Source organism: Actinomadura sp. NPDC048394, from assembly GCF_040651755.1.
GTDB classification, from domain to species: Bacteria; Actinomycetota; Actinomycetes; order Streptosporangiales; family Streptosporangiaceae; genus Spirillospora; species Spirillospora montaniterrae.
Genome location: NZ_JBEZJL010000112.1, coordinates 13,921 through 28,044 on the forward strand (window position 1 = coordinate 13,921; position 14,124 = coordinate 28,044).

Sequence of the window (14,124 nt, forward strand, 5' to 3'; positions counted from 1 at the left end):
GCGCGCCCGCCACGCTCGCGCCCGTCCGGCCGGCTCGGTGCCCGCGAGGGGCGCTCATCGGGTGGCCTCCTGCTCCTGCTGAAGCTCCTGGTAACGCTCGGGCACGACGGTGAACCCGCCGGCGACCACACCGGCGAGGGCAAGATAGGCACGGCGCGTCGGCGCGCGCAACGACTTGAGCTCGTTGCGCGGGGCGCGGTCCATGCTGAGGTGATCGTCCCACGGGATCCGCACGAGGGCACGGCAACGCCCCCGCGCGACGGCCTCCGCCTGCTCGACGTCGTCCATGCTGCGGCGGGACACCCCGTTGATGACCGTGACGGCGCGGGACCGCAGCTCCTCGTACCCGTGCCCGTCCAGCCACTCGAACGTCATCGCCACCGCGCGCGGCGCGTCCGCGCTGGCGGGCGCGACCAGCACGATCTGGTCGGCGTACGGCAGCACCCGCGCGACGATCGCCGCCGCGGTGTCCAGCAGCGTCACCGAGTAGAACTTGTCGATCGTGCGGATCGCGAGCGCGTAGTCGCGGTCGTCGAGCGCCTGCAGCGGGTTCTTCCCGGCCGCGATGACGTCCAGGCCCGACTTGGCCTGCGAGGTGTAGCGGCGCATCGCGGTGAGGCTGCCGACCTGGTCGGCGCGCGTGATCAGCGAGGTCAGCGTCTCGTTGGTCTCGCTGCGCGTCCGCCGCGCGAGCGCGCCCGGCCCGGGGTTCACGTCGACCGCGACGACCGGCTCCCCGTTGTGCTGCGCGAACGTGTGCCCGAGCATCAGCGCGGTGACGGTCTGCCCCGCGCCGCCCGTGCAGCCGAGCACCACGACGTGCCGCGTCCCGTGGAACGGCTGCTGCAGCCGCTGCTGGTACTCGGCGTCGACCTCGCCGTGCCCGCCGCCGACGGCCTGGATCAGCCGGCGCAGGCCGCCGGTCGTGACCTCGTGCTCCGGCCCCGGCGGGGTGATCGCGGGGCCGTGCGCGGGCGGCGCCGGAGGCGGCGGCAGCGGCCTCGGCCGGACCGGCAACTGCGGCTGCGACCGCACCTCGCGCGGCGGCGCCTGTTCCTCCGCCGGCTCCGGCACCTGCGGGTGCTGGGGCTGCTGCTGCGGCTGCTGGGGCGGCGGCGGGAGCGGCACGCCCTGGGGCGGCAGGTCCGCGAACGCCTCCGGCGCCTTCCCCGGCTCGGGGACGGGCGGCCACTGCATGCTGTCGGTGGACGCCGGACGCAGCGGCTTCGACAGCCCCTTCGACCACGGCCGGGGCGCTTCCAGGCGCGGCGTCGCCGGGTCCCGCTCCTGCTTGGCGGGCCGCCACTCGTTCTCCTCGCCGGACCCGCCCTGCGGGCCGCCGAACGCCGCGGGCGCGGCGGGGCGGCCCTGCATCGGGATGTCCGGACGTGTGGGCGCCGGCGGCCGCACCACCGGCGGCTGCGCGGGCGCGCCCGGCCCGCCCCGCAGCGGAACCTGCTGCGGCACGTCGGGCCGCGTGGGCCCCTGCGCCGCCGGAGGCCGCTGCTGAACCGGCTGCTGGGGCGCGGGCCGTTGCGGCGGCGGTCCTGCGGGCCTCCGCGGTGCGGCCTTCCACCCGGCGACCTTCTTGTCACCGGGCTCCCCGCCGAACGTCTCGCCCCCCTTGCGCCGCCGCCCGCGCGCCGGCGCAGCGGCCGGGCGCTCGGCGGGGGCGACGGGCGCGGGGCGATCGGCCGGCGCTTCGGCCTCGGCCGCGTGACGGGTCTCCGGCACAGCCGTCTCGGCCGGACGCTCGGCGATGGCAGCGCCGTCCGCCGAAGCCACCGGCTCCTGTACGGGCGCCGGGGACTCAGCGGAAGCGGCGGTCCCAGCCTCCGCAGGCTCCGCAGCGGCGGCTTCGTCCGGTTGCTCGGCCGGGACGGCCAGCGCCTCGGCATCGGCCTCGTGACGCGTCTCCTGCTGCGCGTCTTCCTGGGGACGCTCGGCAGAGGCGGCGCCGCCCGCCGAGACCACCGGCTCCTGCGCGGACGCCGGGGACTCAGCGGCGCCGGCGGTCTCGGCCTGGTCCGCGTGCTGGGGCTCTGGTGCGGGGGTCTCTTCGCGCGGGGTCGGGAGGTCCTCGGGGCGCGGCTGGGGGGTGGTCGGGTCGTTGGTGCCGAAAGGCAGGGGTACGGGGGCCTGGCCGGGGGCCGGGGGCGGGGTGGGGGTCTCGGCCTTGGCGAAGGGGACGGGGCGGCCGAACGAGGCGGGAGCGGCGGGGGCGGCGGGGGCCTGCTGGGGGATGTCCGGGCGGGTCGCCGGGGGGACGGCGGGCCAGATCTCGGCGGACGCGCCGGGGCGGCGGACGCCGGACGCGAGGCCGCGCTTGCCGGAGCCGGCGGCGGCCGGGGGGACCTCCAGCCGGGGCGTCGCCGGGGGCCGTTCGACGTCGGCGGGGTGCGGCTCGGGCCGGACGTCGTCCTCGTGGGAGATGTCGCGTTCGGTGCGGCGCCAGGGCTTGGGCGCCGGGGCCGGGGCGGCGGGGACATCGTACTGGGCGGCGTAGTCCGCGAGCGGGACGGGCCCGTCGGCTAGGGCAGGGCCCGGGACCATGGACGCCGCGGTGGGGACCGCGACGGGCACGGCGGGCGGCGGCGCGGCGGCGGCCCCGGCGGCCGCGACCGGTACGGGTTCGGCGGCGGCCTTGCGGGCGCGGCGGCGGGACTTGACGGCGGCGCGCTCGGGCACGGCGACCGGGGCGGGCGCCTCGGCGCGGCGCCAGACGCGGGCGACGACGACGACCTCGCGGGGCTCGCGGATCGGGGTGAGGCGGCACCAGGTGCGGGGTTCGGCGAGGTAGCGGGTCTGCGAGAGGAGCAGTTCGGTGAGCCGCTTGCCCTCGATGACGGGCCGGGTCGCCAGCCAGGTCAGCACGCCGGGCGGGACGATGTACAGCACGTGCCAGGGCGACTTGAACGGGATCCCGGCGAACCTCAGCAGCAGGATCCAGGGCACGAACACGCCGAGGAACACACCGATCTGGACCAGCGGCAGCGGCATCGGAAGCCGCAGGTCGTACAGCTTGTACAGCCGCTTCTCGATGCGCCATATGTTCGTGTACGTGGGTAGATCCACGCCCCTACTCCCCTAACTGCGCGAGCACGGTGCCGCCTGCCGACCTCCGCGTGGTCAGGTGGCGTCCACCCCGAGGGCCTTGGCGATCGCGCGGGCCGTCGTCTCGATGATGTTCGGCACGTAGAAGACCACTCCGATGCCTATCGCCAGCACGATGAATTGGACGAAACGCGTGATCTCCCGGGTGAACAGAAAGAAGATCGCCACAATGGAGACGATGACGAGGAAGAGCGGGCCGAAGATGTTGCGCAGCCAGTCGGCGAGATTGCCGGTGTTGAGTTCGTCGTTCTTCTGCGGTTCCGCCCAGACCTCGTGCGGAATCGACGCCATGATGTGGTGCAGCATCGACTGATCACCTCTCTGGGACGGCGGATGTCGTGGGGGTTGCGGTCATGATGCGTTCGGCTCCGTGGTGCCGCGGATGTCTCTGACGTACCAGGTCGTCCCCTTCTTCACCACGGTGAGCTCGTAGGCCTGGTCGAGTTCGCCGCCGCCGCCGGCGCCCGCGCCGCCGGGCAGCTGCCAGCCGACGGTCGTGGTGACGGTGCGCTCGTCGGCGGCGCCCTTCGGTGCGACGACCTCCTTGACCTGGACGTAGCTGACGGAGCCGGCGAGGCCCGCGATCGGCGTCCCGTCGCTGAAGCGCGACAGGGCGGCCTGGTTGCCGGACGCGTACGCCTGGAAGAACGTACCGAGGAAGGGCTGGAGCTCGTTCTCCAGGGCGGTGTCGCGGTCCTGGACGCCGCCCTGCGGGAGCGCGGCCTTGGTGGGCGGCGGGAGAAGCGCGGGCCGTCCGGAGACGACGAGCGCGCCGCCGTCGGCGGCGTAGACGGGAACGGAAAGGCGGAGCCACTTGTCGGCGGTGCGGGCGAGGACGGTGACGGTGCCGTCGTGCGCGTCGCGGGCGTCGACTCCGGCGACCTGCACGGACTGGACCTGCAATGTGCCGACGCCGTTCCAGCCGAATTGGGCGTCGGCGCCGTCGGGCAGGAAGGTGCGCAATTGCGCTTCGCGGGCGGGCGCGTTCTTCTGGTCGTAGTTCAGGTAGACGTTGGCGAACTGGAGCGCGAACGCGCCGGCGGCGCTGCTCGGGAATCCGGTGCCCTTTCCGGGTTTCGGGGTGGCGCCGGTGCCGGCGGAGTCGCCGTCCTTGGCGGTGAAGCGTTCGAACGGGGCGCGGATGCCGTTGACGAGGATGACGAGGATGAGGGCCCACAGCACGGCGCGCCCGACCCACACCCACCAGCGGCCGCCGGAGCCGCCCCAGCGGCCGCCGCCGCGCGAGCCGCCGCCGCTGCCGCCGGAGCGGCCGCGGCGCCGTTCGGGCGCGGGCGCGTCCCACGGGTCGGCGGACGCGGCGAGCGCCGCGGGCGCCGCCGTCTCCTCGACCACGGCCGTGTCACGGCCGCGTCCTACGGCCGACCTGCGAGCCATCCTGCCTCCGCTCGCGCCTCGCCCCCGGTCGGCGCGGTCTGTTGCCTGGGTCCTGTCGCGGTGGTCCTTTCTGAACCCCACCCCGGGCCCAGCGTAACCACGAGCGTCAATTGTTCCAGCGCATCGCGGCGAAGCACACCCCCGGCACGCGGTTGCGGATAATGCAATCCAGCTCAACAGGAACGGGGAAGATTGCCAAACGGTGACGATCCCCTATCCAAGGCTCCGAACGGTGCGCCTGACCAGGTTTCCGGCAAGCGGCGCGACTCGACAGTTGCTTGGTTACCGGGTGACCGTTCCGACCGCAATCTGTTCCCGAAGGAATCCGGCAAAGTGTCGACTATGCGACATATCGGCACAGAGCACGCGGGGGTGTCGGGGCGTGGCCCCACATGCAACACCTGTATCGCAAATCACACAAGCCCCCGACGCACGGCAGGCCCCACCCGGCGGGTGGGGCCTGGCATCACCGGCGCGCGGCACGGCTCGGCATAGCGCGACGCGGCGCGGCCGGGGCCGGTCAGACGTTGAAGCGGAACTCGACGACGTCGCCGTCCTGCATCACGTAGTCCTTGCCCTCCATGCGCACCTTGCCGGCGGTGCGGGCGGCGGCCATCGAGCCCGCCTCGGTGAGGTCGTCGAAGGAGACGATCTCGGCCTTGATGAAGCCGCGCTGGAAGTCGGTGTGGATGACGCCCGCCGCCTCGGGCGCGGTGGCGCCCTTGCGGATCGTCCAGGCCCGCGACTCCTTGGGGCCGGCGGTCAGGTACGTCTGCAGGCCGAGGGTCGCGAAGCCGATCCGGACGAGCTGCGACAGGCCCGACTCCTCCTGGCCCATCCCCTGCAGCAGCTCCAGCGCCTCGTCGTCGGGCAGCTCGATCAGCTCCGCCTCGATCTTGGCGTCCAGGAAGACCGCCTCGGCGGGCGCCACCAGGTCGCGGAGCCGGCCGCGCACCCCCTCGTCGGTCAGCTCGCCCTCGTCCAGGTTGAAGACGTAGAGGAACGGCTTGGCGGTGAGCAGGTGCAGCTCGCGCAGCAGCGCCAGGTCGATGCCGGCCTTCTCGGCGCCCGCGAACAGCGTGATCCCGTCGTCGAGGAGCTTCTGCGCGGCGTTGACGGCGTCGACGACGGCGAGCTTCTCCTTGTCCTTCTTCGTCCGGGCCTCCTTGTCGAGGCGCGGCAGCGCCTTCTCGATCGTCTGGAGGTCGGCGAGGATCAGCTCGGTGTTGATCGTCTCGATGTCGCGGGACGGCGCGACGTCGCCGTCCACGTGCGTGACGTCGGGGTCCTCGAACACGCGGATGACCTGGCAGATCGCGTTGGTCTCGCGGATGTTGGCGAGGAACTTGTTGCCGAGGCCCTGCCCCTCGGACGCGCCCTTGACGATGCCCGCGATGTCGACGAACTCCATCGTCGCCGGGATGGTCTTCTGGGAGCCGAACAGCTCGGCCAGCACGCCGAGCCGGGGGTCGGGCACCCCGACGACGCCGACGTTGGGCTCGATGGTCGCGAACGGGTAGTTGGCGGCGAGCGCGTCGTTCTTGGTCAGCGCGTTGAAGAGGGTGGACTTGCCGACGTTGGGCAGCCCGACGATTCCGATGGAGAGGCTCACGGCCGTCAAGTTTACGGACCCCGGGGACCCCCCGGGCTGCCCGGACGGCGGCCGCGCCGCGGCCCGTTGGCGAACAGTGAGTCGATTGTCCGTTCCGGCGGGCATTCCGGCGCGTCGCGGTCGCGCTTCGCGAGTCCGCTGTCACGATGAAGTAATGGACCTCGCGCTGTTCGCCGGACTGCTCGTCGGCGCCGTCTTCGGCGTCGTCGCCGGGTACGCGCTGGCGACGAGCCGGCAGGGCGCGCTGATCGCGCGGGCGCGGGCCGCGGAGGAGAAGCTCGCCTACGCCGAGGAGCGGATGGCCGAGCACTTCGAGAACCTGTCGGCGAAGGCGCTCGACGCCAGCAACCAGCGGTTCCTGGAGCTCGCGGACGCCCGGCTGAAGGCGGCGGGCGTCGAGGCGGCGGGCGAGCTGCAGCGCCGCCAGCAGGCCGTCGAGCACCTGGTCGCGCCGCTGAAGGAGACCCTCTCCAAGGTGGAGGAGCAGCTCCGCGAGGTCGAGACGGGCCGCCGCGAGTCGCACGCGATGCTCGCCAAGCAGGTCGACTTCGTCCGGCAGAGCTCCGACCAGCTGCGCCGGGAGACGCAGGGGCTCGTCCGGGCGCTGCAGCGGCCGGAGGCGCGCGGGCGATGGGGCGAGCTGCAGCTCAGGCGGGTCGTGGAGCTCGCCGGGATGACGCACCACTGCGACTTCGACGAGCAGGCGAGCTCGGCCACCGTGAACGGGACGGTCCGTCCGGACATGGTCGTGCGGCTGGCCGGCGGCAAGAACATCATCGTCGACTCCAAGGTGTCGCTCGCCGCGTACCTGCAGGCCGCCGAGACCGGCGACCCCGTCCGGCTGGACGCGCACGCCCGGCACCTGCGCGACCACGTCGACCGGCTCGCCGCCAAGGCGTACTGGCAGGCGTTCAGCCCGGCGCCGGAGTTCGTCGTGCTGTTCATCCCCGGCGAGGCGTTCCTCGCGCCCGCGCTGGACCGCGACCCCGGCCTGCTGGAGTACGCGATGCGCCGCCGCGTCCACATCGCGACGCCCACCACGCTGATCACCATGCTGCGGACGGCGTCGTACGCCTGGCAGCAGGCCGCGCTTTCACGCAACGCCCGGGCCGTGTTCGAGCTGGGCAAGGAGCTGTACGAGCGTCTCGGCACCATGGGCCAGCACGTGGACGAGCTGGGCCGCGCCCTCACCGGCGCCATCAAGTCCTACAACCGGACGGTGGGCTCCCTGGAGACGCGGGTGCTGGTCAGTGCCCGCAAGCTGAACGAGCTGGGCGTCATAGACGAGTCCTTGGACGGCCCTCAGCCGGTGGAGGAGAGCCCGCGCGCTCTCTCCGCGGCCGAACTGACGGCGCACGAGGACCGTCCTAACGACCGGGGGCTCTCCGGTCGCGGCGCCTCCGACGACGACGAGCGGCCTCGGCCTGGCGCCGCCTCGGAACCGGTAGGTTTCGGCGGACGGGCCATCCCTGATCAGGATGATCGGCGAGAGAGGTGGCCATGAGCTCATCGACGGCACGCGACGCGCCGGGCGGCGCCTCGCCGGCCTCAGGGGGTCCAGTGGGACGTCAGCGCGCCGCTTCCTCGCCGCGTTCGCACGCCGCCGGGTCGGGCGCCGTCACCCTCACCGGACGCGGCGGCGTCGTGCTCATGTTCGGCGCGGCGCTGGTGTGCGCGCTGCTGTCGCGGTGGCTCGGCGTCGGGCTGCTGGCCGGGGCGGGCTTCGCGATCGCCTGCGCGCTCGCCGCGTTCGCCACCCGCCCCGCCGACCTGCTGACGATCGCGGTGAGCCCGCCGCTGGTGTTCTTCTTCGCGACCGTCCTGGCCGAGATCGCGGACGCGCTGGGGCACGGCTCGCTGCTGCGCGCCCTCACCGTCGGCCTGCTGACGTCGCTGGCGTCGACGGCGCCGTGGCTGTTCTTCGGCACGCTGCTGGTGCTGGTGATCACGATGGTGCGCGGGCTGCCGGCGAACGTCCGGGAGCTGCGCGGCAAGCTCGTCGGGGTCCGGTTGTTCGAGAAGGAGGACAACGAGAACCCCGTCCGGTGGGACGAGTCCCCCACCACGACCGCCGAGCGCCACCTGCACCACGGCGACGTCGACTGAGCGCCGCCCGGAGCGCAGCGGAGGGCGGCGCTCAGTCGACCCGCTCGGGGGCGTGGGGACCTCCCCACAATGACTCGACTGAGCGACGCCCGGAGCGGAGCGCCAGCGGAGCGAAGGGGCGGCGCTTAGACGGGTGTGACGCGCAGATCCTTGCGGAGCTCCTTCGGCAGGGAGAAGCGCATCCGCTCCTCGACGGACTCGATCTCCTCCGCCTCGCCGTAGCCGCGCTCGGCCAGCCACGCCAGGACGCCCTGGACGAGCTCGTCCGGGACGGACGCGCCGCTGGTGACGCCGACGACGTCGACACCCTCCAGCCAGGCCGGGTCGATCTGCTCGGCGTAGTCGACGAGGTGGGCGTCGTCGGCGCCGTGCTCCTTCGCGACCTCGACGAGCCGGACGGAGTTGGAGGAGTTCGTGGAGCCGACCACGATGACGAGCTGGGACTGCGCGGCCATCTCCTTGACGGCGGTCTGCCGGTTCTGGGTGGCGTAGCAGATGTCGTCGGACGGCGGGTCCGTCAGCTTGGGGAACCGCTCGCGGAGCTTCTCGACGGTGGCGATCGTCTCGTCCACCGACAGGGTGGTCTGCGACAGCCACGCGACCTTCTCCGGGTCGCGGACGGTGATGTTGGCGACGTCGTCGGGGCCGTCGACGAGGTGGATGTGGTCGGGCGCCTCGCCGGTGGTGCCGATGACCTCCTCGTGGCCCTCGTGGCCGATCAGCAGGATGTCGTAGTCCTGCGCGGCGAACCGGACGGCCTCCTTGTGGACCTTGGTCACCAGCGGGCACGTGGCGTCGATGGTGCGCAGGTCCAGGCTCTTCGCCTCGTCGTGGACGACGGGGGCGACGCCGTGCGCGGAGAACACCACGATCGCGCCCTCGGGGACCTCCTCGGTCTCGTCCACGAAGATCGCGCCGCGCTCCTCCAGCGTCTTGACGACGTGGACGTTGTGCACGATCTGCTTGCGGACGTAGATCGGCGCCCCGTACTTCTCCAGGGCGATCTCGACCGTCTGGACGGCGCGGTCGACGCCCGCGCAGTAACCACGCGGCTTGGCGAGCAGGACACGGCGCTGGCTGTTGGCGGTCATGCCCCCATCGTACGAGCCGCCCCGCGTCACCGGCGCCGCCCACCCGCCGCGTCTTGTCAGAGGCATCGACTACGTTTCGTATCGTGATGGTTACACATGCGTACCGGTTCGCGCTGGACCCGGCCCCTCGGCAGGCGCGGGCGCTGCGGTCGCATGCCGGGGCGGCACGGTTCGCCTGGAACTGGGCCTTGGCCGCGTGCCGTAACCGCTACGACGCCGAAGGCAAGTGGTGGTCGGCGATGGAGTTGCATCGGCTGTGGAACGTCGTGAAGAAGACCGACCCTGCTTTGGCGTGGTGGGGTGAGAACTCCAAGTGCGTGTATCAGGAGGCGTTCCGAGATCTGGAGCGGGCACTGCGCGAGTTCGTCCGGTCCCGCAAGGGTCTGGGTAAAGGGGGCCGCCTGGGGTTTCTCCGGTTCAAGAAGCGAGGCAGGTGCCGGGATTCGTTCCGATTCGGTTCGGGGGTCATGCGATGCGCGGGCCGAACGGTGCCCCTGCCGCGGCTGGGGATGATCGCCACACACGAGTCCACCCGCAAACTGGCCCGCCGCCTGGAGAACGGGACGGCGCGGATCCTGTCGGCCACAGTGTCGCGAACCGCGCACCGCTGGTTCGTGTCGTTCACGGTGCAGGTCGACCGGCGCGTTCCGGAGCGGCACGTCCGGCCAGGCAGCGCCGTGGGCGTCGACCTGGGCGTCGCGACGCTGCTGACCGCCGTCGACGACCGCGGCGGCGTGACGGAGATCGCCGGCCCGAAGGCGCTGCGGGCGGGGCTGCGGAAACTCCAGCGGCTGAGCAAAGCCCACTCACGCACGCAGCACGGGTCGGCCAACCGCGCCAAGGCCGTCAGACGGCTCGCCCGCCACCACGCCCGCGTCGCCGACATCCGGTCGGACGCGCTCCACAAGGCCACCACGCACCTGGCCGCCCGCTATGAGACCGTCGTGGTCGAAGACCTCAACGTCACCGGCATGCTCGCCAACCGCCGGCTCGCCCGCGCGGTCTCCGACCAGGGCTTCGGCGCGGCGCGGCGCATGCTGGAGTACAAGACCAGGTGGAACGGCGGACGGCTGGTCGTAGCCGATCGCTGGTTCCCGTCCTCGAAGACCTGCTCGGGCTGTGGTGGGCGAAAGCCAAGCCTGTTCCTGTCCGAGCGGACCTATCGGTGTGAGGCGTGCGGCCTGGTGTTGGGCCGTGACGTCAACGCCGCGATCAACCTGCGCGACCTCGCCGCCAGTGGGGCGGAGAGCCAAAACGCCTGCGGAGGCGATGTCAGACCCGGCCCAGCCGGGCGACCGCCCGCGAAACAGGAACCCGGCACCACGCCCCGCGTGGATCAGACCGGGACCGCCGCCGCGCAAGCGACGGCCGTCCCGTGTGGCAGATGCTCGCATCCGCCACACGCGGATGACGGTAAAGCTCTGGTGAAGCCCGCTGTGTGACCCACTCCACGCGGCTTTTGGACAGAATTCCATTAACCCGGGGTGACCCTGCTCGCACCCATGGGGCAGAGTGAGACACGAGAAGACTATTGCCGCATGTGCGTGATCAGGACGGCAGGAAGAGGATGACCATGACGAGATCGCCGCGCCGCCTCAAGCAGCAGGTCCAGGACGCGGTGGGCGAGCAGGTCCGCGATCTCCCGCTGCACGCCGTCCGGCTGGCCATGTTCGGTGTGGGCCGGGCGCTGCTGCTCGGCGACCGGGTGAGCCGCGACTACAAGGAGATCACCGAGGGCGACGGCGTCGGCCCGGTGATCGGCCGGCTGCGCGACGACGTCCGGCACACCGCGGAGAAGGTCGTCGGGAAGGTCGTGGAGACGGTCCGCGGCGGGGACGAGGAGCCGGAGCCGGAGCCGCGGCCGCGGACCCGCACCCGGCCGGCCAGGCCGGCGGCGGAGCGCGGGACGGTCCGGACGGCGCAGCGCCGCGCCGCCGACGGGGAGATCTCCGTCGGCAAGCCGGCCGCGAAGCCCGCGCCGAAGCCCGCCCAGGACGACGCCCCGGTCGCGAAGCCCGCGCCGGAGCCGAAGCCCGCCGAGCCGCGTCCGGAGCCGGAGGCGCAGGCCGAGCCCGCTCCGAACCCCGTCCCGGAGGCGGACCCGACGCCCGCGTCGCGCGCGGGCAAGGCCGCGGACGAGGGGCCGTTCGACCCGAAGCCCGAGCTGAGGCCGGCCGCGCCGGCGGAGGCCGAGCGGGCGGCGGAGGGCCTGCCGGTGCCGAACTACGACGAGGCCACGCTGCCGCAGCTGCGCGCGCGGCTGCGCGGGCTGTCGGCGGACCAGGTGAAGCTGCTGCGCGAGTACGAGCGCAAGCACGCCGCCCGCCCCGAAGTGATCAAGATGTACGAGAACCGGATCGCCAAGCTGAACGGGCTCAACTGATCCGGTAGTGCGGGTGTCGAGGCCCGTCCGGCCGGGTGCCGGGCGGGCCTCGGCGTGTTTAGCGGACGAGGCTGTCGCCTAGGGGGCTGCGCATGTAGAGGACGGAACGGCCGGCGCGGGTGCGGTTCAGGAGGCCTCCGGCGTGCAGGGCGGTCAGGTGGTGGCTGATCGCGCCGGGGGTGACGCCGAGCCGCCGGGCGAGGTCCGTGGTGGACGCGGGGGCGGCCAGCATGACCAGCAGTTCCGCGCGGCGGGCGCCGACGATCCCGGCGAGCGCGGCGGGCCCCGCCGGGGCGGTGTGCTCCCAGATCGCGCCGCGGCCGCGCGCGGGGTAGCAGATCAGCGGCGGCGGGCCCTGTTCGTCGATCATGGTGATCGCGCCGCGCAGGAACAGGCACGGGACGAGGACGAGCCCGCGTCCGGCGACGTCCACGGCGCGTTCGGGCACGAGGCCGGAGGGGACGGCGAGCCGGACGAGCCCCGGCGTCCAGGTGATCCGGTCGTCCAGCTCGGCGAACAGGGCGGCGGCTCCGCCGAAGGTCAGACGCCGCGCCCGGTGCACGAGGTCGGCTTCCAGGACGGCCCGCATCCTCGTCCAGTACGGCTCGACGCAGGCGTCCCAGTACGCCTCGAAGGCGGTGCAGATCCGGTCGAGGAGGGCGGACGGATCGCCGCTCAGCACCGGCGGGACGGGGACGTGCCGGTACGCGGCGGTGATGTCGTGCCGGACGATGTCGGGCGGCGTCTCCCGCAGGACGGCGAGGTCGTCGGCGATCTCGTTGCCGATGCCGGACGGGCGCGGGGTGAGGAAGTCGGGGATCCAGCCGTGCGGGGCGTGCAGGACGTCCAGCAGGTCGGTGTCGAGCCGGGCGTAGGCGGCGGCGGTCTCCCGGACCCAGGGCAGGTGCTCGGGGTGCTTGCCCGGGAACACGCGGGGACGCAGGCTGAACACCAGCTCGAACAGCGGCGACATCCCGAACGACGTCTCGGCGAGGTCCTGGACGCCGAGTCTGAACTCGTACATTGAGCAATAGCGTAAATCCATTCCCGCCGGCGGGCCGCGCGGTTGGGATGGGCGCATGACGACGACCTCCTCCCGGTCCCCGAGCGTCGCGGGCCTCGCGCGGCATCCGGTGATCCGGGTGCTGTCCGCGGCGATGCTGGTCAACACGCTCGGCAACGGCCTGTTCATGACCACCAGCGCGCTGCTGTTCACCCGGGCGGTCGGCATGTCGCCGTCCCAGGTCGGCGTCGCGCTGGCGCTGGGCGGGGTGTTCGGGATCGCGGCGGGGGTGCCGATGGGCCGGGTCGCCGACCGGTTCGGGGCGCGTCCGACGGTGGTGGCGCTGCTGGGCGCGGAGGGGGTGCTGATCCTCGGCTACACGCAGGTGCGGTCGTTCTGGGCGGCGGTGCCGCTGATCTGCGGCGTCACGTTCCTGGACCGGGGCGCGAGCGCCGTCCGCAACGCGCTGGTCGCGCACGCGCTGCCCGCCGAGCTGCGGATGCCGGGGCGGGCGTTCCTGCGGATGATGACCAACACCGGCGTCGGCGTGGGGGCGGCGCTGGCGTCCGTGGCGCTGGTCGTGGACACCCCGGCCGCCTACCGGACGGTCGTGGTGCTCGACGCGGTGACGTTCGCGGGGGCGGCGCTCCTGCTGGCGAGGGTGCCGGCGGGGCGCGCGGTGCGGGACGCGGCGCCAGGCCGTGCCGGTTTCGGAGCGCTGACCGACGTCCCGTATCTGGTCATCACCGTGCTGGGCGGGGTGCTGGTGCTGCAGCAGGGGATCCTGGAGGTCGGCGTCCCGCTGTGGGTGACGCGGGACACGCACGCGCCGCGGCTGCTCGTCTCGGCGTGCCTGGTGCTGAACACGGCCATGGTCATCGCGTTGCAGGTGCGGATGAGCCGCGGCGTCGAGGACCCGCGGGTCGCGGCCCGGGCGTGCCTGCGCGCGGGGACGCTCATGGCGGTCGGCTGCCTGCTGTTCGGGCTGGCCAAGGGCCCGGATCCGTGGACGGCGTCGCTGCTGATCGTGGCGGCGCTGGCGGTCCAGACGGTCGGCGAGGTGCTGTGCGCGGCGGGCACGTGGGCGCTCAGCTACGAGCTGGCGGACGAGCGAGCACACGGCGTCTACCAGGGCGTCTTCAACAGCGGTTTCGCGGCCGGGGTGCTGCTGGGCCCGCTCGTGGTCACGCAGACGGCGCTGCGCCACGGCATGGCCGGCTGGGTCGTGTTCGGGGCGGTCTTCCTGGTGACGGCGGTCGCGTTCCTCCCGGCTGTCCGCTGGGCGGCGGCGCACCGTCCGTTCGCGGTGCCGGAACCGGGGTGACACCGATGCGGCGGCGCGACGCGTCGGTGGCCCCCGCGGGGGTAAACGGGGCCGGGGCCAGACCGGGGGGGGGGGAACGGGTCGGAAGGGGATGGG

Annotated in this window: 11 protein-coding genes; 5 read left to right on the top strand and 6 right to left on the bottom strand. The window is 73.2% G+C overall.

From position 1 onward, the window contains the following. Positions 1-54 precede the first annotated feature (54 nt). The 4 genes from AB0C78_RS46585 to ychF form a co-directional block, all read right to left on the bottom strand. Positions 55-3,075 (bottom strand): TcpE family conjugal transfer membrane protein, encoded by a 3,021-nt coding sequence (locus AB0C78_RS46585; RefSeq protein WP_360761381.1) that lies wholly within the window; start codon positions 3,073-3,075, stop codon positions 55-57. 54 nt (positions 3,076-3,129) lie between these two features. Then, positions 3,130-3,420 (bottom strand): hypothetical protein, encoded by a 291-nt coding sequence (locus tag AB0C78_RS46590; protein WP_151547330.1) that lies wholly within the window; start codon positions 3,418-3,420, stop codon positions 3,130-3,132. Positions 3,421-3,465: 45 nt separating this feature from the next. Then, positions 3,466-4,509 (bottom strand): conjugal transfer protein, encoded by a 1,044-nt coding sequence (locus AB0C78_RS46595; RefSeq protein ID WP_360761382.1) that lies wholly within the window; start codon positions 4,507-4,509, stop codon positions 3,466-3,468. A gap of 520 nt (positions 4,510-5,029) precedes the next feature. Continuing rightward, positions 5,030-6,121, bottom strand: coding sequence for a redox-regulated ATPase YchF (gene ychF, locus AB0C78_RS46600; protein WP_360761383.1), 1,092 nt, complete (start codon positions 6,119-6,121; stop codon positions 5,030-5,032). Between the two features lie 154 nt (positions 6,122-6,275). Between ychF and AB0C78_RS46605 the strand changes: the two genes are divergently transcribed. Together AB0C78_RS46605 and AB0C78_RS46610 are read left to right on the top strand one after the other, a co-directional pair. Beyond that, positions 6,276-7,625, top strand: a complete 1,350-nt coding sequence (locus AB0C78_RS46605; RefSeq protein WP_151545983.1) for a DNA recombination protein RmuC — start codon at positions 6,276-6,278, stop codon at positions 7,623-7,625. A gap of 56 nt (positions 7,626-7,681) precedes the next feature. After that, entirely contained in the window at positions 7,682-8,227 is a 546-nt protein-coding gene (locus AB0C78_RS46610) for a DUF6542 domain-containing protein (RefSeq protein WP_360761385.1), read from the top strand. A gap of 125 nt (positions 8,228-8,352) precedes the next feature. Here the strand turns inward: AB0C78_RS46610 and AB0C78_RS46615 are convergent, their stop codons facing one another. Beyond that, on the bottom strand, positions 8,353-9,318 hold the full coding sequence (locus AB0C78_RS46615; protein WP_360761387.1) for a 4-hydroxy-3-methylbut-2-enyl diphosphate reductase: 966 nt from the start codon (positions 9,316-9,318) through the stop codon (positions 8,353-8,355). A gap of 86 nt (positions 9,319-9,404) precedes the next feature. On the opposite strand from AB0C78_RS46615, the gene tnpB reads away from it, so the two are divergent. Together tnpB and AB0C78_RS46625 are read left to right on the top strand one after the other, a co-directional pair. Further along, complete coding sequence (gene tnpB, locus AB0C78_RS46620) at positions 9,405-10,760, top strand: IS607 family element RNA-guided endonuclease TnpB (RefSeq protein ID WP_360761395.1); 1,356 nt, start codon at positions 9,405-9,407, stop codon at positions 10,758-10,760. A gap of 131 nt (positions 10,761-10,891) precedes the next feature. Then, positions 10,892-11,701 carry a hypothetical protein gene (locus AB0C78_RS46625; protein ID WP_360761389.1) on the top strand — a complete coding sequence of 270 codons (810 nt, stop codon included), beginning with the start codon at positions 10,892-10,894 and terminating at the stop codon, positions 11,699-11,701. A 58-nt stretch (positions 11,702-11,759) separates the two neighbouring features. On the opposite strand, the gene AB0C78_RS46630 is transcribed toward AB0C78_RS46625, so the two are convergent. Beyond that, positions 11,760-12,725, bottom strand: a complete 966-nt coding sequence (locus tag AB0C78_RS46630) for an ArsR family transcriptional regulator (protein ID WP_360761391.1) — start codon at positions 12,723-12,725, stop codon at positions 11,760-11,762. Positions 12,726-12,780: 55 nt separating this feature from the next. Here AB0C78_RS46630 and AB0C78_RS46635 point away from each other — a divergent pair, with 55 nt between their 5' ends. Then, complete coding sequence (locus AB0C78_RS46635) at positions 12,781-14,028, top strand: MFS transporter (protein WP_360761393.1); 1,248 nt, start codon at positions 12,781-12,783, stop codon at positions 14,026-14,028. Positions 14,029-14,124 lie beyond the last annotated feature (96 nt).